The organism is Nocardia sp. BMG111209, from assembly GCF_000381925.1.
In the GTDB taxonomy this organism is placed as follows: domain Bacteria; phylum Actinomycetota; class Actinomycetes; order Mycobacteriales; family Mycobacteriaceae; genus Nocardia.
The window spans coordinates 1,374,907-1,396,677 of sequence record NZ_KB907307.1 but is presented as its reverse complement, the minus strand read 5'-3'; the positions used below and the strand labels follow the sequence as shown (position 1 = coordinate 1,396,677).

At 70.4% G+C, this 21,771-nt stretch carries 8 protein-coding genes (1 of these 8 only partly in view); 1 reads left to right on the top strand and 7 read right to left on the bottom strand.

All coding sequences use genetic code 11. The features are described from left to right. Nucleotides 1-118: 118 nt before the first annotated feature. Nucleotides 119-2,704 carry a tetratricopeptide repeat protein gene (locus G361_RS42505; RefSeq protein ID WP_019926182.1) on the top strand — a complete coding sequence of 862 codons (2,586 nt, stop codon included), beginning with the start codon at nucleotides 119-121 and terminating at the stop codon, nucleotides 2,702-2,704. On the opposite strand, the gene G361_RS0106125 is transcribed toward G361_RS42505, so the two are convergent. The 7 genes from G361_RS0106125 to G361_RS0106090 all read right to left on the bottom strand — a co-directional run. After that, nucleotides 2,701-3,018: a YbaB/EbfC family nucleoid-associated protein gene (locus G361_RS0106125; RefSeq protein ID WP_019926181.1), complete on the bottom strand. Its 318-nt coding sequence runs from the start codon at nucleotides 3,016-3,018 to the stop codon at nucleotides 2,701-2,703. The two genes, G361_RS42505 and G361_RS0106125, sit on opposite strands and share 4 nt — an antisense overlap. Nucleotides 3,019-3,028: 10 nt before the next feature. Next, nucleotides 3,029-3,358, bottom strand: coding sequence for a hypothetical protein (locus G361_RS0106120; protein WP_369797876.1), 330 nt, complete (start codon nucleotides 3,356-3,358; stop codon nucleotides 3,029-3,031). Nucleotides 3,359-3,424: 66 nt separating this feature from the next. Beyond that, a complete protein-coding gene (locus G361_RS0106115; protein WP_019926179.1) occupies nucleotides 3,425-3,703 on the bottom strand; it encodes a hypothetical protein in 279 nt (92 codons plus the stop codon). Beyond that, nucleotides 3,697-4,533: an ESX secretion-associated protein EspG gene (locus tag G361_RS0106110; protein WP_019926178.1), complete on the bottom strand. Its 837-nt coding sequence runs from the start codon at nucleotides 4,531-4,533 to the stop codon at nucleotides 3,697-3,699. The genes G361_RS0106115 and G361_RS0106110 overlap by 7 nt, the downstream gene beginning before the upstream one ends. Nucleotides 4,534-4,547: 14 nt before the next feature. Further along, complete coding sequence (locus G361_RS46685; protein WP_155981325.1) at nucleotides 4,548-6,755, bottom strand: hypothetical protein; 2,208 nt, start codon at nucleotides 6,753-6,755, stop codon at nucleotides 4,548-4,550. Nucleotides 6,756-6,969: 214 nt separating this feature from the next. After that, nucleotides 6,970-8,496, bottom strand: coding sequence for a hypothetical protein (locus G361_RS0106100; RefSeq protein WP_019926176.1), 1,527 nt, complete (start codon nucleotides 8,494-8,496; stop codon nucleotides 6,970-6,972). 236 nt (nucleotides 8,497-8,732) lie between these two features. Continuing rightward, nucleotides 8,733-21,771: the 3' end of a T3SS effector HopA1 family protein gene (locus tag G361_RS0106090; RefSeq protein ID WP_020647642.1), read on the bottom strand. It continues 23,837 nt past the right edge of the window; 13,039 of the gene's 36,876 nt are visible here — the last part of the coding sequence; the start codon falls outside the window, past its right edge — the gene reads right to left on this strand; it ends in the stop codon at nucleotides 8,733-8,735.

The following is a 21,771-nucleotide window of genomic DNA, read 5'->3' as shown; positions in this document are numbered from 1 at the left end:
CTTCGCGGCGCGGTCGGGACGGAGTCCGGATATGCTCACATCGGCCTGTCACGCAACACCCGGATGCCGATCAGCGGTGGGCGAGTGACCGATTCGCGACACGAGACGGACGGGGACCATGTCCCAGGGACAGCGCGCCGAGGGCGTGGTGAGCGGCGGCCCGGACCCACACCGGGTGGTCGATTCGACGAGCCTGGTGCGTGAGCTCGACCTGTTGCGGATCAGGGCCGCGCGCGGATCCCGGAAAACTCGAATGAGCATCGACGATCTGCATCGGAAGTTCACGGACGTGCCGCGGTCGACGTTGGCCAACTATCTGAACGGAAAGCACTTCCCGCCTGCCGATCTGTTCGACCGGATCGTGATCGCTCTCGGCGCGTCGGCGACGGAGCAACGGGCTTGGAGCGAAGCATGGTTCGCCGCGTCGGAGCAGCGGCTGAACGATCGATGGTCGTTCGGCCGGACGGCGCCGGCCGCGACGCCGCGTGAATTACCGGGCGCGGTCCCCGGATTCGTCGGCCGCCGGGAGCATCTGCGGATGCTCGGCGCGCTGCTCGACGGCGCGACCGCGGACATGACGATCGCGGTGATCACGGGCACCGCGGGTGTCGGCAAGACCGCCTTGGCCGTCCAGTGGGCACACTCCGTCTCGCCCCGATTCCCGGACGGCCAGCTGTATCTGGACCTGCAGGGCTTCGCTCCCGGTGATCCGATGTCCCCGTCCGACGCCTTGGCGGCCTTCCTGGGCAGCCTCGGCGTCCGGCCGGACGAGATTCCCCGGCACGAGGCCGAACGCGCGGCCCGTTACCGCACGCTGCTCGCCGAGCGGCGAATGCTGGTGATACTCGACAACGTTCAGTCGCCGGCGCACGTACGGCCACTGCTACCCGGGTCACCGACCTGCCTGGTCGTGGTGACCAGCCGCCACTCGATGTCCGGACTGGTCACCGGCGAGGGCGCCACCCGCATCACGCTCGACCCCATGCCCGGCGACGACGCGATCCGGTTGCTGCGCAACCGGATCGGTGCCCGAATCGACGAGGAACTCGACGCCGTCACCGAACTGATCGGCCGGTGCGCGCGACTGCCGCTGCCCCTGTGCATTCTCGCCGAGCACATGGCCATGAACCCGAAAGTCGCCTTCGCGGCGGTGGTTCACGAGTTCACGCAGGCGAATCCGCTCGATCTGCTCGATACCGGAGAAGATGCCCGGACCGATATCCGCTCGGTCTTCTCCTGGTCACTCACCCATCTGCAGGACGACGCCGCCACGGTATTCCGGCTCCTCGGCCTGCATCCCGGGCACGACTTCGATGCCTACATCATCGCCGCGCTCGCCGACGTGGATCTCGCACAGGCACGGAGGCTTTCGACAGCACTGCGGCGCGCACACCTGCTGGAATCTCGGGGTGATCAGAACCGTTACGGCATGCACGATCTGCTGCGCGCCTATTCGGTGGAACTCGCCGCAACCATTCCGGAGGCAGCGCGGCACGCCGCGATCGGCCGCCTGATGGACTACTACCTGCACGCCGCGATGAGTGCCGTCCAGATGATCGAGGCAGGCGACGAGGAGTTCCGGCCGCAGGCGCGGCCGATCTCCACCGTGTCACCGGAATTCGGCAGTTCCGCCGACGCGGACGACTGGCTGGCCGTGGAACGCGCGAACATCGTACGAGTCGCCGTCTACGCCGCCGAGCACGAAAACCACAGCCGCGCCATCGATCTCGCGCAGACGATGAACCGCCACGTGCACAGCGGCGGGTTCCACGCCGAGGTGGTGGGTATGCTGACTCCGGCGCTGCACGCGGCACGCCGGCACCAGGATGCCCGCGGCGAAGCGTACGCACTCACCCGGCTCGGCATCGTCCACGCGCACCTCGGCGACTATCGCGCCGCGCTCGACCACAGCAGCGCGGCGCTCGCCGTCTGCCGCAGAATCACGCAACTGCTCGCCGACACCGACCTCGCGGAATCGCGCCATTTCCGCGGCGGCCGGATCGAACCGGTGGCGATCACCCGGGCCGCCGCGTTCCGGTTCGGCGAAGCTGTCGCACTGAGCAACCTCGGCATCGTGTACACCCGGCTGGGTCGCTACGACGAGGCCCTGACCCATCAACAGCGGGCGCTGGAGCTCATGCGTCAGTCCGCGATACGGGTGATGGAGGTACCGGCGCTGGCGAACCTCGGTGAAATCCACCTCGGCGAAGGCCGATACCAGGAGGCGGTCCGGTACGGTACCGAAGCGCTGCAGCTCGCCCGGCAATCCGGTCACCGCGCCTTCGAGGGCACCGCGCTGACCTGCCTCGGCAACACCCACGAAGCTCAGGGGCGCCACGACGAGGCCGAGAACCTCTACCGCGAGGCACACACGATCGCCGTCCAGACCGACAATCTCCGGCTGGAAGCCGAGTCACTCGACGGACTCGGCCGCGTGCTGCACAAACGCGGTGAACACGCCAAAGCGCTCAGTTATCACACCGATGCGCTGCTCGTCGCCCGATCGATCGAACATCGACACGAATGGGCGACGGCGCTCACCGGCGCAGCCCACGCGCAGCGCGCCCTCGGCCTCGGCGAGCACGCCCGCCAGCTCCTCCGAGAGGCACTGACGATCTACACCGAACTCGGCGTACCGGAGGCCGACGTAATCCGCACCCGCCTGCACGAGGAGGAGTGCCGGGACACCGGCCGAACGAATTAGGTACGTCCGGTGCCCGGTCCCGATTCGGCTTCCCGGTTGAACGCGGTGATCAGCTCGCCCCGGCGGGCGAAGGCCGCGGCGGCGGCCCGGCGGGCGGTGTCCACCACGACTCGGTCGAATTCCGTTGGTGTCAAGCGGCTTATCGCGGCCGAGAGCGACAGGTCGAGCAGCGCGCCGTTGCCGTCCACCTCGACCGTGACCGCGCCGTCGGGCGACGTCTCGCGGGCCCGGACCCGCGCCGTCGCCTCGCCGAGTTCCCGCATCTGCTCCAGCCGGCGTTCGGCCCGTGCGACCAGCTCGTCCATGGCACCCATATCGCCCCCGTCACACCGACCGCAGCCAGCTCTGCGGTTCGACCTCGGACTCCTGCTCGTCGATCAGCTCCTGCCGCTCGACCTCCTCGGCCTTCGGTAATCCGGTGAGCGCCAGCAGATCAGCGCTCATACCGGCCTCCGCCAGCTGCTGCCGCCGGGCCGCTCCGGCCCGATTCGCCGCCCGCCGGCACAGTCGCAGCAGATCGGCCGCGAGATCATCCGGATTCCGGCGTAATTCGCCGGGTTCGACCGAGATACGCAGCGGTAGACCCTGTTCGGTGGTCTCGACGGATATCGAACCGTCCCGCGATGTCGCGCCGACCATACGGCCCCCTGTCACCCGTTCGTCCACGTCAGTGTACGGCAGCGGGAAATCGGTTCGGCCGCAGGATGTTACGGTGCCCAGTCATCCTCTGTCACGTTTCTCCGCGAGCAGCCGCCGGATGCGCTCGGTCCGGGCGACGGTGTTGGAGCCGTCGAGCTGCCCGGCGAATGCGCTGCGGGCCGCGGTGATCAGCTGGGTCTTGACGTCCGGATACGCGCGGGCGATCACGACCAGCGCGGCCTCGGTCTCCATATCCAGGCCGGATTCGCTGTGGATACCGGATCCGGCTGCGGCAGAGGCGAGTTCGGCCTCGAAGTTCTCGATCAGTTCGGCCCGGGTGGGCGGCCGGAGACTCACCATCTGCGCTGCCTTCCCGCCGGGCCGGAGTGGTTCACGATACTCGACTTCTCGTCCCGGATCGCGCGCACGACGACGGCGGTCTCGGCGTTGATCGCGGCGATCAGGCCGCGCCGGTCGGCGCCGGTCACGGTGACCGGCGGGCCGGGGGAGACGACGTAGCGGCCGTCGTCCGGCAGATCGCGCCACTCCAGACGCCGGACCGTACGTCCACGCGGACCGAACGAGGTGATGCCCTGGGCGATCTCGACGAGGCCGACGCGGTCGGGGACGATCCGCAGCAGCCGCTCGGCCGACGCGGCACCGGAGTGCTCGGCGGCGGCCGAGTCCCACAACCCGGACCTGCCGTAGCCGTGGTCCATCGCGTCCGGTCCCTGCGACGGGACCACCGTGAACGGCCCGGATCGGCCGGCGGGCTGCTCGGGCAGTGCGTCGGCGATCACGTCGGCCAGCCGCAGCGGATCGCATTCGGTGACGGTGAAGCCGGCCGCGTGGTCGACGGTCCGGCCGGGCAGCTGGGTCAGCAGGTAGCCGCGATCGGCGCGGCGCGTGGCGAGCAAGCGGACGGACGCCGCCGGATTCGTCGGCTCCACGCCGTCCATACCGCGTACCGCGATCGCGATATCCGGGCGGGCGACATCCCGCAGCACCTCGTGCACGGCCGGATCGGCGGTGCGCTGCAAGCGTTCCCGGATGCGGTCACGTTCACGCCGATAGTCGCTCGCATACCGGATGTCGGTCGTGAACATGAAGGGCCGCGGTAACCGGTTCTCCCGCAACTCCGCCCAGAGCACGACGAATTCCAGATCGGTGAAGTTCCAGGTACGGTTCATGATTCAGCGCGGTCTCACTGCGGCTGCTCGATGACCGGACGTACCACCTGCCGCGCCTCGCCGAGCCCTTCGTCCAGATGTTCCGCGGACTCCAGGTAGGCGGGACGCTTCCGCTCCTTCCGCTGCTGGGCCTGTGCACCGCCACCGGCGGCACCCGGCGAACCGGGCGAACCGGCCATCGGCGCCAGTCCCGCTCGCGGTGCGCCCGCGGTGGACCCGCCGAGTGGCTCGGGGAGGGCCGCGCGCGGGAACAGCCGCGCCGCAGCGCCCTCGCCAGGGGTCGCGGACAGGGCCCCGCCGGCGCCACCGAGTGCGCCGCCGAGTCCGGCACCGGCGCCACCCAGGGCGGGCATACCGGGGAGGCCGGGCAGACCGCTCAGGCCGGACGGATCGGCAGGAGCGCCGAGATCCGGAAACCCGCCGGGCTTCAACGCATCTGCTTGCTGCTGTGCCGCTTGCTGTGCCGCCTGCATGGCCTGCTGGGCGGCCTGCTGACCCGCCGACATCGCCTGCTCGGACTGTTGCTGTGCCTGTTGCTGCGCCGCGGACACGGCCTGTTGCTGCGCCGCAGCGGACGCTTGCTGCTGCGCGGCCTGAACGGCCCCCTGCTGCGCCAGTTGCTGCAGTGCGGCGCCGCCCGCCTGTCCCTGTGCCGCAGCCATATCCGCCGCCTGCTGCGCGGCCTGATCGACCCCCGGCTGCCCCACCTGCTGGAGGGCAGCGGCACCCGCCTGTCCCTGTGCCGCGGCGGCATCCGCCGCTTGCTGCGCCGCTGCCTGTGCCGCGGCCTGCTGCAAGGCGGCCGCGCCCGCTTGCCCCTGTGCCGCCGCCGCATCCGCCGCTTGCTGCGCTGCCGTTTGCTGTGCCGCCGCCTGTTGGGCAGCCGCCTGCTGCAAGGCAGCCGCGCCCGCTTGTCCCTGTGCCGCAGCCGCAGCCGCATCCGCTGCCTGTTGTGCCGCCGTCTGCTGCGCGAGCACCTGCTGCGCCGTCACCGGCTGTGCCAGCACCTCCGGCACGGCCTGCGTTGCCGGTAGGCCGCCACCCCCGGTAGGGCTCGGAATACCGGCTCCGCCACCGCCTCCCGACGCATAGGGATCGGTAGCGACCGGACCGAAGGATCCCGACCCATCGGGTAACGTCGGGAATTTTTCCGCCGACTGACTCATATAGGTGCCGTAGGAATCGTCGTAGTACTGGCGATAGATATACGTCAGGTCATCGATTTCCATCGCGGTCAAAGAGGTCGTCGGCGACGATCCGGTAGGCGATGTCGTCGGAGGGTATTCGGTCGGCGGCATCATGATTTGTGTCGCGTCGAGCCAGCCCGCCGTGAAGAACATGTTGTCACCTGCGGTCGTGATCCCGGTCCGGAGGTCGGGAATCGAGGAGGCATACGCCCCGATGGCCGCCACCGCGGTCTCGCTGCCCGGCCCTGTCCACTGATCCTGCGTGACCGAATCGACCTTGTTGAGAAAATCCGAGAACACCGTCCCGACCTGATTTGCGATGTACCACCACAAACCCGCCTGATCGGACAGATTGACAACGACCGCGCTGCTCCGAATGTAATCGCCGAGCGCCCAGAGGTCGTGCCAGCCCAGCGAATCCGATGCCTCCGCCTCGATCGTGGTCGGATCGAACTTCTTGTAGCCGTCGTCGTACATCGGCGCCGCGTCGGGGCCGGAAATGGCCAATACTGTTGCGAGCGGCGACGTTTCGAAGTTGTGCAGAAGATTCGGATAGTCATGGGGATTCAGTGGTGTGGTCGAGCTCGCCGGCGGAAGTGTCACCGGCAGGTCGAGCCCGCCGAAATCTCTTGCCGCAGTGGGCGAGCTGTTCACATTGCCCAGGCTCGCGAGCGCCACCGCATTGTTGTGATCCATGTTGCCGTAGGCCCGGCCGGCGGACTTGAAGGTCTCGATCATATCGCCGAGTATTTTCTTGTGCCCGTCGAGGACGTCGGTCAGATCGGTGGCCTTGTTGCCGAACTTCTTGCCCAGCGCCGTACCCGATTCCAGATCGGACACCGGCCGCTCGAGTACCTGCTGATCGATGAGGGCTTCCAGCCCGTTGATGCCCTCGATCACATTCGAGGCCGCGGTGGCCAGGTCCAATGCCGCCTGCGGATCGAACTTCAGCGCGAACTCCCCGCTGGGATGACTGCGCGCATAGTCCCTGAGCTGCGGCCACGGGTTGCCCATGGTGTTCGGGTCCGAAGACATCGATCGGGCTCCTCGTCTCCTCGGCGCCTACGCGAGCAGGACACACAGCTGACTCCAATCGAACCCGCATCGGCGTCCGGCGAGGTTGCCACCGCGCGAACAGCCTGGAAAATTCCGGTAACAGGCTGCGGCCCTGCCGATTTCGGCAGCCGCCGGGACCATTCGACCTCCCGCGCAACGACACTCGGCCACCGGGATGAGCGGACCTGCCGGCTCAGCGCAGGGCCTCGGTGCGCTCCCGGTACCGCTGCTCGAAGCCCTCGACATAACGGGACGGCGCGATCGACGACGAAGAGTGTTCCAGCAGGCCGTCGTCGGCGACGTAGAAGATGGCCCGGCCGATCGCGATCTCCTCGGGTTCGGTGGGCGCGAACACCATCCAGCCGACGGTGACCCGCTCCGCCCGCAGCCGGTCCAGCGGATAGTTCGAGGTGTCCAGGCCGTTGTCGGTGATGTGGCGGCGGACCAGTTCGACGGCCTCCTCCCGGCCGATCGGTTCGACCGCCGAGGTGGTGACCCCGGCGAGGGTCAGCTGGAAATAGGCCCGGTCGAGATCGAAGCCGGTATCGGGATCGAACACGTCGGCGAGCGTCTGCGGGGTGACCACGCCGGCCTCGGCCGCCGACACCAGCGTCGCCACCGTATCCCGCAGTGCCGCAGTCGGTTCCCTGGTCGCCAGGCCGGAGACCACGTCGGTCGCGGTGCCCGCGGTCCACATTCCCGGGACCGCCGCGGCCATCTCGCCGGGGCCCGGCGATTCGCCGCGATACCACCGGCCGCCCTCCCACCAATAGCAGAACGACAGCATGCCGCGCGCCGCCCGCGGATTCAGCACCGGATTCGCCACCCAGAACGGGGCGCCGGCATACAACCGGGGCAGTGGCGTGCCGTCGTTGTAGGCGGCATCGAGTTCCGGTGCGTCCCAGACGCCGCCGGACAACACGGCCCGGCCGCCGGGCAGTGCGTAGAGCGTGGAGCCGCTGCGCCGGGCCCCCTCGAACCAGCCGAGGGCGGGCAGCATCCGCGGGCCCCAGACGGATCCGGTGGCGACGAATGCCGCGGCGATCACCGACCAGCGTGCCCACATCACCGGGAAGGCGGGAAAGTCGTTCTCCGACAGCACGGCCCGCACACCCGCCGCGCGGTCGGCGCGGGCCTGACCGGCCGCCTCCTCCGGTGGGCGGGACTGCCGGTCGGCATGGCCGACATGGGCGGCCAGCCAGATCGGCAGGGTGTCGCGCGGAAACTCTTGCAGGTCGGCCAGATACGCGTCCGGAGGGAACACCTGATCGTCCGGGAACGGCTCGTCGCCGTAGTCGTAGTCGACCTCGATCTGCCCGGAAGCGGCCAGCGACATCAGCATTCGCCACCACGGTCCGTCACCGAGTTGTGCGGACAGCCGGCGATGCTCCCGCACCAGCTCCAGGGTCGTGTCGGCCGGTTGCACCGGGACCCGCCCCGGTCCGTCGTCGCGGAACACGACGTGCCCGCCCTCGGCGGCGACGGTCAACGCGAACACCGCCTCCATGCTGCGCCAGCCCTGCGGGCCGAGCGCGGCCAGTTCACGGGCGATCCGATGCGCCAGCTGCTGCGCCTGCGCGATCGGATCCTGCTCCGCCGCACCGAGATTGAAGCCGACGTCGGGCTCTTCGGCCGGCCGGGCATGCTCCGCCGCAGTGTCCGGGCCGGGCCCGGAAGCATCCTGCGGATGTCTGCTGCTGGCTTCGTCTGGGGTGGTCACGGCGCCGAAATTCTCCTCGTCTCGCCCGGACAGCGGACACGATGCCCGGCTGTCCGGGTCCCATCGTCACATATCGGGTCGTCGCCCACGGGTCAGTGCTGCCGCGGTCGTTCGGCATCCGCCGGGCCACCACCGCCGAGCACCGGCGGCAGCGCCTGCTCGACATCGCCTCGCAGTTCGTGGTCGGACGGGAATTGTTCGCGCACTTGCCCTCCGGTGTGCTCGTCGGTCGATGGTCATCCGCCGAAGATCCGCGCCCGGCGGTCCGGATCGTTGCAGACGTCGTAGATCAGCCGGCCCAGATCGCGATCGGCGGTGACGGCGCGATAACGGATTTCGATGCCGAGCCCGTCGCCGCCTGCGATCGCGAGCCGAATCTGCCGGTCCGGCAACATCTCCCAGTGCACACCGACCGAGGGAGCATCGAGATCGACGGACCGATCACCGATCCGCAGGCCGAGCCCTCCGGCGTGCCGGTAGAACACCACCGGATGGCCGCCCAGCTCCGCGTAGACGCCACCGGGCACACCCGCCTGCCGGTCGGCGGCGGACAGGCTGCCGCCCGCGACGTCGAACACGGCGTGCTCCCCGAACCCACCGAACGCCTGCACGAGGACCCGGCCACCGGGCGCCTCCCGATCCGGCTCGACACGCCGCGCGCCGTGGGATCCGCCCGCGCGGGGGAAGGCGCTGCCGTTGCCGGACACAACCGGTGACGGCGGTCCCGCAGGCGGCAGTGTGGGCCGGGAGGCCAGGGCCACGGCCGCGGCGTGCTCCGTCAGCAGATCGTTGAGCACATGCGCTGTCGGATCGGCCTCGGCACCGTAATGCCACACCCAGGCGAATGCCTCGGCCAGTACCTCCTGGATGTCGATATCGCCGGTCTTCAGGTTCACGCCGTAGGAGCTGAGTCGCTGGACCATCCACGAAACGGCCTCGATACCGACCGTCAGCCCGGCATGTGCCAGTGCCACGACACCTGCCCACTGCGCGGTCCGGTTCCCCATCGCATCGATCAGATGCCCGAACTCGTGCACCAGCACCCCGTACTCGGGGCGATCCTGATCGCCGACGGTGTGGCCGTCGATCACACCGGCCGCCCACTCGCGCCGGAACAGCGGCCGATCGGTGAGGTAACGCCGGTTCAACCCGATCAGCACACCACCGATGGCCGCATGGGTCTCCGTGTAACCGAACCAGTCGTCGCGCGGTGCGTCAGCGGTGATGTCGATCCGGGTCAGCGTGGCGTCCGGCCAGGCGGTGAACAATTCCGTCACCGCGCGGGCGATCTCGCGCATACTCTCCACCGCCACACCGGCCCGCGCGAAATCGGTGGTCTCGGCCCCGGAGAGCAGGATCCGGACGCCACAGCGCTCGCGTAGTTCGGCGGCGATAGCGGCCTGATCCGACAGCTGCGACCACTCGTCCGCTGATTCGGCGGGCACGAAAGACTCTGCTTCTGTAGGTGATTCGGCCGCGTCGGGATCGGCCCGACCGACTGCGAACGTGTACAGGATCCGCTGGCCGACCGTCGCCGCGTCCGGGTTCCCGAGCATGATCGCAACCGACTGCTGCAGTGCGTTCGTGACCTTGAATCCCCCGGGCGAACCGAAGGCTGTCGAGGTGAACTGCCGTTGCAGCCAGTCCGCGAACCCGTCCCGGTCCAGCGCCCCGTGCTCCGCGCGACACCCCTCGGCGAGCATTCGCATGGCACGGGCCTCGGCGCCGTCGGCGGCATCGACCAGCAATCTGCCCAGTGCGTACAGCGTCGCCCCGTAGGCCGCGCGATCGACCGGCCCGATCCGCCGGCCGAGTTCGGATCTCGCCCAGGAGTCGCGATATCGGTCCAGGTGCGGTTGCCGGGCGAAACCCTCGTCCACCCTGATGATCCGACCACCCCCGACCCGGACGCTGGGCAACGTGAGCACAAGGCGGCCACCACAATCCGAAGTCCGGATCACCGCATCGTCGAGGTCCGGGAACACCGTCGTGAATCGCTCGATCGCCCGCGCGACCTCCCGGGCGAACGCCACGTCCATATCACTGTCGAAGCCCATCAGATCGAACCCCGGGTAGCGGTTCCCGACCTCGGCAGCCACCTCGACGGCGGTGTCGTACTGCTCCCATTCGGCATCGAATCGACCCGTGGCGACCTCCGGTTCACCGGCACGGCCGATGACCGCTGGGCCGGCCTGCGAGGAGACCACGGGAGCGCGCAGGGCGATGTCGTCGACGGTCGGCCGCTGCGCGGCGGCGTTCGCCGTCTCGTAGCGCCGCGCCACGGCCTCGCGCTCGATCTCCGCATCCCACAACTGCTCTCGGCGGTCGGTTGCGGCCCGGACGGTGTCCTGCCAGCGCGACAGTTCGGGTCCGCCGGCGGGCCTGCGGGGGATCGACGCGTCGAGGGCAGTCAATTCCGCGTCGATCCGGGCTCCCAGCGTGGCCACCAGCTCCCGCGGTGTCGACCCGGTCGGGTCGACACCCCATCGCCCGGCAAGCGCAGTGAGGTCGCGTACGGCAGCATCGCGTGCGGCGACGATCAGCGCCGGCTGTGGTGGCCTGACGGATCGATCGGCGTACCGAGTCAGTACGTCGTTCAACAGATGTGCCACCGGATCGGCCTGCGCGCCGAAATGCCTTACCGCGGCGTATGCCTCGGCCAGTACCTCGATGAGGTCCACCGCCCCGGTCGCGAGATCCACACCGCGGGAACTGATCCGGTCGGCCAGCCATCGTCCACCGGCGGCGCCGGCCGGCATCCCGGCGCGGGTCAGCACCGCCGGAGCCGCCCCGCGCGCGGCATAGCCACCCATCTGATCGATCGCATGACCGAACTCGTGCACGAGCACGCTGTACTCGGGGCGTTCCGGGTCGCCCGCTGCATAGCCGCGCGCCACCAGAGCAGCCCAATTATGTTGTGCCAGAATATGATCGGTGATATAGCGCTCGTTCAACCGGATATGCACGCTGCCGGGTGCCGGCTTCATGATCGTGGTGGCCCACTTGCCGTCCGGCATCGACGTGATATCGATATCGGCCACTGGAGCGTTCGGCCGGTCGGCGAACAACTCCGCGACCGCCCGCGCCACCTCCCGCATACTCTCCACGGTCGCGCCGGGCAGCTCGAAGACAGCCGGCTCGACTCCGGACAACAGGATGCGGACCCCGTAACGCGCACGCAGGGCGGCGACGATCTGTGCCGACGTCTGCACCTGCGACCACTCGTCCGACCGGTCGGCGAGCACGAAAGATGCGTGCCCGGAAGGCAACTCGCTCCGGGTGCCGGGATGCGACCGGCGGACGGCGAGTTCGTGCAGAATCCGCTGTCCCCGGGTCGCCGCCTCGGGGGCCACGAGCATGACCGCGACCGCTTCCTGCAACGCCCGATGCACTCGGAACGATCCCCGCACGTTGTAGGCGAGAGGGGTGAATTGCTCCTGCAGCCACTCGGTGAATCCGGCGCGGTCGAGTGACCCGTTTGCCGCGCGATAAGTCTCGGCGAGCAACCTCATCGTCATTCGATCCGCCGTACCTTCGCCGGCATCGGCCACAAGCCGCGACAACATGTACAGCGTCAGCCCATACACCGCCCGGTCGGCCGGTCCGATCCGCCGTCCGCGCTCGGACTCCATCCAGCTCTGCTGGTATCGGTTCGGCGCCGCAGCAAAGCCCTTGTGCAACTGTATATTCCGGTGGCCGGCAGACACTGCTTCGGACACGGTGCGGGCGAGGTTGCGACCGGTGTCCGTGGGCTCCAACCGCACGGCACCGATGTGCGGGAATTCGGTCACGAACCGCTCGATCGCCCGCGCCACCTCCCGCGCGAATGTCACATCGACGTCGCGATCGAAGCCGCGCAGTTCGACCCCGGGATACCGGCTCCCGACCACGGCAGCCACCTCGGCCGCACTATCGTGTTGCTCCCACTCGTCGACGAATCGACCTGTGCCGACTCGCAATACCGCCGAGGCGAGGACCTCGCCGGTATCGGTGGACTCCGGGATTCCGGACGGCGCGCGGGTATCGGCGGGAGCGTGCCGATCCACCACCCGGCCGTCACGATCGAAGAAGATCGCGTAGGTACCGCGCACCTCGCTCGGATGTACCGCCGGCGAACCGGGTGCCCCGGACTCGGCCGCATCGCGGACCACGATCCGGCCGCCCTCGTTCACCAAGGCGTACGCATGCGCACCGACACCGTATTCGTCCGAGGCACCGCGATATTCGTCGACCACCAGTGCCGCGGCACCCGGACCGAGTGCGCGCAGCCGCGCCGTGATCGCGGCGAGGCCGGGGTAGCCGTGCAGCCGGGCCCCGGCGGCCTGCTCGATCTCCGCGACCGAGACACCGTCGAGGCCCACCGGGCGATCGAATGCCCGGATCACCGGACTGGCGGTCTGGTCCCGGATTGTCGCCAGGGCCAGTTCGGCACAGCGGCCGCGATTCGACTCTTGATGCGACACAGTAGGTTCCATCGCGTCGCTACCGGGGTAGGGCGACGAACCGTCGGTGGGTGGCGGCGCGGCAGACGGGAGGGCGCGCGGCGGCGCGGCGGACGGGAGCGCGGGTGGCGCGTCGAGCGGGCTCCGGGCCAGCCACCAGCCGTTGAAGTCGTCCGTCGAGCCGTCGACTGCGTGGGAACGCCCGCGATCGGCTCGCCGGTCTACCGGAGCTGCTCCGAGTCCGTCTCTGCCGCTGCCGGGGACGTTCACGGACTCGCTCGCGTAGGCGGGCAGGCGGGCGGGTCCGGGGAGGCGGGCGCGGCGCCGCCGGCGGGCGGGTTGTTCGGTCCGCAACGGGGCCGACGGATCGGTGAGGATTCGCGCGATCTGCCCGAGCAGACCGCGGCGTTCCGGATCCGCCAGACCCGGCAGGTATGTGGCCAGCAGGTCGGCGTTGTCGCCGTGTGAATCCGGTTGGGGCAGGCGCCATCCGCCCTGACCGTCCCGCTGCAGCCAGACATTCAGGCTGACCTCGGCGACGGTGAGCAGCGCGAGATCGTAGTGCACCTCGTCTCGATCCGGCACCCCTGCGGGCGGCAGGGGAATCCGGCGCTGCCGCAGATCACGCGCGACCCGGGCCGGATGGGTGTGCGGCAACGTCGGATCGGCCTCGACCAGCCGGGAACCGGCGGCCGTCAGCCGGGCAGCCAGGCCGCCCGCCGTGCCGAGCTTCGGCATCTCGAACGCCTTCTTGCCCAATTGCCGCAGCCAGCGATCGAATCCGACCGTGACCGCACCTTCGGCCCGGAACCGCAGATAATGCGCCAGCAGTTGGCCGACCACGTCGGAGTAGCCCGGATTCCGGAACGGTCCCTCCGCCTCGACCGCGCTGCGGAGGTCCACGCGCGGTCCGGTATTCGGCCGGAGATCGATTGCCAGATAACGTAGTTCGTGCGACCCGTCCCACAGCACGTTCGCGTATTCCGGCCGCAGCGCACCCAATTCCCGCAGTGCCTCGACATGTTCGCCCGCCGGCGCCACGATCGCCAGGCGTTCGCGCGACCGGGACGGATCGATGAGCCGGGCGACCCGGCCGGTGAGCAACTCACCGTTGCTGTGCTCCCGCACCTGTGCTGCCAGCGCGGTTCGGATCGCTTCGGCGAGTTCGGGTGTCGGCGCCGGCGGCGTGACCCGGTCGGTGGGTGCTTCGGTCACGCTGTCCGCCGCCACCCGCGGAGTTGCCCACCGCCAGCCGGGGCCGACCAGGGCGGCGCGTACCACGTCCACACCGACCTCGGCGTTCGCCGGGCCGACCTTGTCGATGTACTTTCGCGTCGCGGCCCGTCCGGCCCGGCGTCCGGCCTGATCGGGCGATTCGGTACCGGACCGCTCGGCCTTCCGATACGCCGCCCGATACGCCTCGGCATACACCCGTTCGGCGGGACCGACCGGGACATGACGGCCCGCATCGCGCAGTCGGCGGAAATGCTCGAACTCGCTCGCGTATTCGTCGCTACGCCGATCGCGGAGGTCCCGGGGGGTCTCGGGATCGGCGTAGCGGCCGGGAAGGTTGCGGCGGGCGTGACTCGCCCGGCCGTGCGCGCGATCCCACTCGTCCCCGTACCGGGCCGAATACGGCACGCCGTCGACCGGGCCGAGTTCGTCCACCCGCGCCCGGACCGCCCGCACCCCGGCACGATGCGCGGCCGCATGCCAGGGCTGCGAGGGCAGCACGCCGTAGTAGGCGTTGCCGGCGAATTTCAGGGCGTCCCGGTAGACCTCCGCGTAGATCCGTTCCAGCACACCGATGTCGTGGCCACTGACGCGATCGGCGCGACCGTGCCCGTACGCCTGGTCGAGCGCCAGCGCCCGCCCCCGGACGAAGGACAGCGCGTGCGCTTCGGCCTCCAGATCGAGCATCCGGTCGAGGTACCCGTCCCGGTCCGATACCAGCCGCGGGAGCGGTTCCCCGGCGCGCTGCCCGGTCAGGACCTGTACCGCCGCCCGCAGCAGGTCGACGCGCAGGCGGACCCCGCCGTCGGTGTGCGCCATCCGGGCGAGGTTGATCACCAGGGTGTGGCTGGGCCCGTCGTAGTCGGCCACCTTGCCCATCCCGGGCACGTCCGCCTCGATGGTGTAGCGGAGCCGCACCCCGCTGTCGTCCGATACGGAAGCCACCCAGTGGTTCGACACCGAGTCGTCGGGCAGGCGCGCGTAGTTCGGATCGATTGCGGCGGAAAGCAGTTCGCGCACCGTTGCCCAGCGGTCGGGTGGTTCGCTCACCATCTTCGACGCGTCCAGCGCTTCGGACCGCGCGGCGGCCTCGGCTTCGAACTCGGCCAGGACATCGACCGCCGGGGGCGGGGTGGTCCGCACCACACCGCCGGCATCGATGACCACCCGCACCCGCTCGGCCGCGGGCCCCCGGTCGTCGGCGACCTGGGCCGCCACGGCCTGCCGCAACCGCTCGACTTCCGCGGTCATCCGCCGGTGCCGGGCGCCCAGCTCCCCGGCGAGCCAGTGCGCGGTGTGCCGGGCGTCGTCGCCTTGGAAACGCCACGACTGCGCGGCCAGCCGAGCGAACCGGCCGGCCGTCGTGGGTGCCCGCTCCCATCCCTGGCCGACGGCGACGTCGTCGTACCGGCGATCGAACGCCTCCGCCAGCAGGTGCATCGACCGGGTCGCCGCCGCATGCTCGCGTACCAGCTCCTGGAGCACGCGCGCGGAATGCGGCGTCGCCGGAACATGTTCGGCCGGGCCGTCGCGAGGATCCGGCACTCGCGCGGCTGCCGATTCGGCCTCGGCGACGTCGGCAGCGCGCCGAGCGGCCTCGGACGACGCGAAGCGCGAATCGTCCAGCAGCACAGCGGCACCCGCCGCGCGGGCGCTCTCCCGCGCCCGGTCCGCCGGGAGGGTCTCCCGCGCGACGGCGAGCGCCGCGTCGTAGGCGTGGAGATAGACCGCGCGCAACTCGTATTCGTCGATCGGCCGGACCGGGCCGATCGGATCGTAACCCCCAGCGTGCAATTCGCGGTAGAACTCGGTTGCCCGACCGAAGCCCAGCGCCGCGACCCGCAGATGTGCCGCGGCGTGCACCGGCCGGTCCAGCTCCCGGATCCGGGCCGGCCGCACCTCCAGCGCACCCGACACCACCGCCTCGGCACGAGTCGCCGCCTGCACCACCGCCGCCGCCAGTTCCAGCTGATCGCGACCGGTCGTGTCGACGGCCACATCCATGATCCGACCCTCGAACCAGTCACCGCCGCGACGTTCGCCGAACCGCACCTCGGCACCGGCGGCCCGGAGCGTCGCGGCGGCCGCACGCCCGATCACAGTGCCAGACAACACCTCCCACACGCCGTCGCGTACCGGATCCGGTACGTGGGCCAGCCAGTCCGCGGGCTGGAGATCCGCCGCCCCGTACCGCACCGCCCGCATCTCGTCCCGGGCCCCGGCCGACGGATCGGCGGCCGGTCGGCCGCGCCGGGGCTCCGCGCCGATCGCCTCGTCGGGCTCCACACCGATCGTCCGGTCGGGCTCCGCGCCGATCGTCCGGTCGGGCTCCGCACCGATGGTTTCGTCGGGCTCTACACCGATCGGCTCGTCAGGGTCAGCGCCGATCGTCTCGTCGGGGTCCGCACCGGGGGCGTGATCGAGCAGCAGCCGGTACAACACTCGCGCGGGCTCCACGGCCCGCGCGCCGTTGAACAGGACATCCAGATACGAATCAGCCAGCGCCTCAACCGGATTCAGCACACCATCACGCACACCGAAACCGCTCAGCAGGCCCTGCCATGCCTGGTATCCCGGGCGATCGACCCACCCGCGCGTCGCCTCGTAGTGCGCGAGCAGGGTGTCTGCCGCGGCAGCCCGGGCCCGCATGTCACCGGCATAATCCAGGGCGTGCGCGAATGCGCGTACCACCGCCGCGTACACGGGCCGGTCCGCGACACCGCGCGGGACGAAGCCACGCCGTTCCGCCTCCACCATCCGGTCGCGCAACTCGTCGACGCGCGTCGCGAAATACGCACTCAGCGTAATGGATTCGGCGTAGTGACCACCGTTCGGCCGGTGCCGCCAGATCGCTTCCGCGAAGCGACCGGCGGCCGTCGGCCCGATCGCGATGCTCCGCACCGGGAGTCCCGGATGCCGGGTGAGCATATCGTCGACGGCCCGGGCGAATTCGCGCAGCGCGTCAAGGTCACCATGCTCGAATCCGTGCACCGCGAGCTCGGGGTACCGGCGGCCAAGCTCCGCGATGATCTCGTCCCGACCGACCCACCGCCACCCATCGCCGGACGGCACCAGCCGCGGATCCGGCGGGGTGGTGTTGTGGTCGGGCTCGAACTCGGCCCGCGAATCCGCAGGGGCGGCCGGGGGTTCGTCGACGGGATCGAGCGGCACACTGAGGTCGAGCAGGTTCCGGTAGGGTTCCGGCGACTCTGGCGCGGATTCCGGCGACTCGGCGAGCGCGGGTACGGGTGGATACGCGTGCCGATCCGGCACCAGGCGATCGCCGGGCGGTAGCGGGGCACGGTCCGGCGTCGGCTCATCGACGGGCGTCGCCGGAACATCGCCCGGCACGAGGTCACCGGTAGACCACGACTCGGCACGATCCGCCGCGCCCGGATCCGCCGGTAGCTCCGGGTCACCCGGTGCCCTCGGATCCTGCGACATTTCCGGATCGCCCGGCGCGACCGCATCCTCGTCCGGCGCACTCGGATCCCGCGACATCCCCGGACTGCCCGGCACGGCCGTATCCTCGCCCGGCGCACTCGAATTCCGCGACATTTCCGGATCGCCCGGCACGACCGCATCCTCGTCCGGCGCCCTCGGATCCCGCGACATCTCCGGACTGCCCGGCACGGCCGTATCCTCGCCCGGCGCACTCGAATTCCGCGACATTTCCGGATCGCCCGGCACGACCGCACTCTCGCCCGGCGCCCTCGGATCCCGCGACATCTCCGGACTGCCCGGCACGGCCGTATCCTCGCCCGGCGCACTCGGATTCCGCAATGTCTCCGGATCGCCTGGTACGACAGCCTTCTCGTCCGGCGCGATCGGATTCCGCGACATCTCCGGATTGCCCGGCGCCGCCGTATCCTCATCCGGCGCGATCGGATCCCGCAACATCTCCGAATCGCCTGGTACGACTGCACTCTCGCCCGGAATCGCCGAATTACGCGGCAGCGCAGCACGATCCAGCGGTACACCGCCACGCGGCAAGCGAACCCGGCCCGTCCCCGCCGCACCGGTCGGTGGCGCCGGTGCCCGGCGGCCCGGTGCGGCCTTATCGGTGGGCGGCGACTCGCTGCGCTCCGGCACCACCGCATCCCCAGCCGGCAACTCGGCGCGCCGCCGGTTCCAGGGCAGACGTCCGCGCTGCGCCGGGGCGGGTCGCCGGCGGCCGTGCGGGTCCACGGGGGTCAGCGTGGACCGGCCGTAGGTCAGCATCGTCGAGATCCGCTCGAGCAGGGCAGCGGCGTCGATGTCCCACATGCCTCGCAGGTGCTCGGCGATCATGTCCGCGCGGTCACCACGCCCGATCGGATCCGCGACCTGCCAGGTGCCGTCCTCGGCGCGCTCCAGTCGGACCGGAACGGCCATGTCCCGCACCGGGACATGGTGGGCGGACATGCCCGGGACGGTCGGCACGGGTGTGGCGGCGGCCGGTAGGGGCACGCGCCGGGTCCGCAGCAGGTGAGCCACGAAAGCCGGATGCGGCGACCTGATCTCCGCATCGGATTCGGCCTGGCGATAACCGAAGTCCAGGAAATCATCGGCGAGGCCGACGACGACCGTCGCTTCGGGCCGCGCCTCGTACGCGAGCGCACCGGCCAGTAGCTGTCCGAGCCATTCGTGGTAGCCGAGCTCGGTCCGGCCCTCGAGGCGATAGCGGAGGTAATGACCCAGCATCTGGGCGAACGACTCTTCCCGGCTGGGTTGCCGTTGCGCACCCTCGGCCGTGCGCGCATCGATGTGCCGTGTTCGCGGCCGGCCCATCGGATCGAGTTCGGCCACGCGATAGTGCAGGATGTGCGTGCCGTCCCACAGCACCGTGCCGAATTGCGGTGCCGCGAGCGCCAATTCCCGCAGCGCGTCGAGTTGTTCGCCTGGCTCGGCCACCACGAACAGATGCGGCGACGGATCCCCGGCGGCGTGGTTCCGGGCCCGGACCACCCGGCCGGTCAGCCGCTCGGCACTCCACCCGGAGCCGAGCCCCGCGACGAGTACGTCCAGTGCAGCCCGGGAGACGAGATCCGGCCCCGCTCGCCTCTCGTCGGAATTCTGGTGTGCGACAACGAGTTCCAATGGTTCGACGGGATCGTAGCGGAAGCTCGACCGGACCGGCCGGCCCCACCGCCAGTCGAGGCCGTGTGCGGCGCCGCGGGCCACGTCCATGGCGATCTCGGCGTGCTCCGGCGTGACGCGGTCGAGATGGCGGCGCACAGCCCGCAGCCCGGCCGAGGCGGCGGCCGTCGGAGGCAGCGTGCCGCTGCGGGCGCGCTGGGCCCGCCGGTACGCGCGATCGTAGGCCTCGGTGTAGATGCGTTCGGCCGGGCCGGCCGGAATGTAGTGGTGCCACTGCGCCCGCAGCCGGCGGAATTGCTCGATCTCCCGGACGTATTCGCGGGCAAGCTGGTCGCGACGCTCCGAGCTGTCCGCGAGCAGCAGGTCGTCGAATCCGGCCGAGCCCGGTTCCGCTCCGTGCGCACGATCCCATTCCGCCCCGAACCGGGCCGAGAGACTGTCGCGTGCGACCGCCGCGCCCTGCGCGTCCACGATGGCCCGGACCGCTCGAACCCCGGCGCGGTGCGCGGCCCCGCGCACCATCTCCTCCGTGACGCGATCCGCATCGAACAGCCCCTGCGCGAATCGCCATGCGCCGTGGTAAGCGTCGTGGTAGACGTCCCGAGGCGAGGCGGAATCCGGTTCGGGCAGCGCGGGGGCGGGCCGTCGCAGGTCCGCCTGCAGCCGGCTCAGCGGCAGGGCCACTGCCTCGGCGCGGTGGTCCAGCATCAGCCGGATGTATTCGTCGCGGGATGTGGTCAGCCGCTGCGGGGCAACGGCCGGTCCCGGATCCATGGACAGCAGTACCGCGGCCGCGATCAGCTCCTCGGGCCGCTCGTCACCGTGCAGCAACAGGGAATTCGTGGCGGGATCGTAGCCCAGCGACCGGGATTCCCGGTCCAGGGTGTAGCGCAGCACCACACCGCGCTCGTCCAGCACGCCGGCCGCCCACCACACCGGCGAGCCGGGTTCGTGATCCAGGTACTCGACCAGGCTCGAAACGGTCCGCGGACGCGTCGTCGCCCACTGCTCGTGGTCCAAGGCCGGGACGACCCGCGGCGTCGCCGGAGGCGCGTCGCCGGTCACCACCCGCACCACACCGGCTTCGTCGATACCAATCCGTACCGACGGACCGGCGATATCGGCGAGTGCGGCATCGATGCGAGCCAGCTCCGCCTGCGCCCGAGCGGATCGGGTCGCCAGCTCCCCGAGCATCCACACCCGGGAGTTGTCCACCGTGCCGTGCCGGGTCCACGCGGCCACACCGTCCAGGACCCGGCGGGCCTGCTCCATCCGGTTGCCGGACAACGCATCCGCCGGGACCGCGAGGTTCCGCCGGAGCTCGGCGTGGAGATCGTCGAACGCCGCATCCAGCCGTCGCAGCAGCCGGGTGGCGGCCGCGTGCTCGCGCACCAATTCCTGCACCTGCCGCACGACTTCCGTAGTCGGCGGGACGAATTCGGCGATCGAACCGGACTCGGCAACGTCCCATTCCTGGCCGGCGGCCGCGCGACGGCGGGTATCGCCGGGGCCGTCGACCCACTCGAAACGCGAATCGGCCAGCAGCGCCGCTGTTCCCGCCGCACGACCGAGCTGCCGCGCGGCCGCCGCCGACTCCCCGGAAGCCGCCGCAATCGAGCGGTCGTACGCGTCCAGGTAGATCTGCCGGAGGCCGATCCGGTTCTCTGGCACGGCCGGCCGCGTGAGCCTGCGCGGGACGCGGAATCCCTGGTCTCTCATGTCCCGGTCGAACCGGTCGTGCCAGGCCAGGAACTGCGCGACCACCTCGGCACGGACCACCGTCGGATCCTCGGGAACGCCGATCCCCACCGCCCCGAGTTCCCGGTAGAACTCCTCGCGCAGGCCATATGCCGCTGCCTCGGCCCAGATCCGCGCCGCGACATGCTCCATCCGCTCCGATCGGCGGATCTGCGTCGGCGACACCTCGACCGCACCGGACAACACCGTCTCGGCCCGCGCCGCGGCCTCCACGATGGCACCGGCGAGCGCTACTTCACCACGAAGGCCGACATCGATGACCACGTCCATGGTCCGGCCGTCGAAACGATCGCCGTCCCCGTCGTCCACCAGCCGCACGGCCGCGCCGGCGGCCCGCAGCAGCTCAGCGGCCGCTCGCCCGATCTCGTTGCGCGACAGAACCTCCCACGCCGCAACCAGACGCGGATCGATCTCCAGCACCGACCACCCGTCCGGCTGATCCGCGAAGACCAGCCCCCGCATCTCGCGTACGGCCGCGGCGGCCGACTCGTCCGAGATGCGAGCCGACTCGGGCCGAGTGGGCTCCGGTGTTCCCGCGGTGGGTGGTGCCGCGGGGAACGACCCGTCGTCCGACTCCTCCGCAGCGAGATCCGATGTCTCGCTGCGTTCTTCGATCGGCTCAGCACTGGGATCCATCGCGGATGCGTCGTCCACAGCGGACCCGGACGACCCTGCGACTAACGGATCGTCCTCGACGCCGTCCGGCTGCCGGGCTGAATCCCGTTGCCCAGCCGAGTCTTGTAGCCCAGCCGAATCCTGTAGC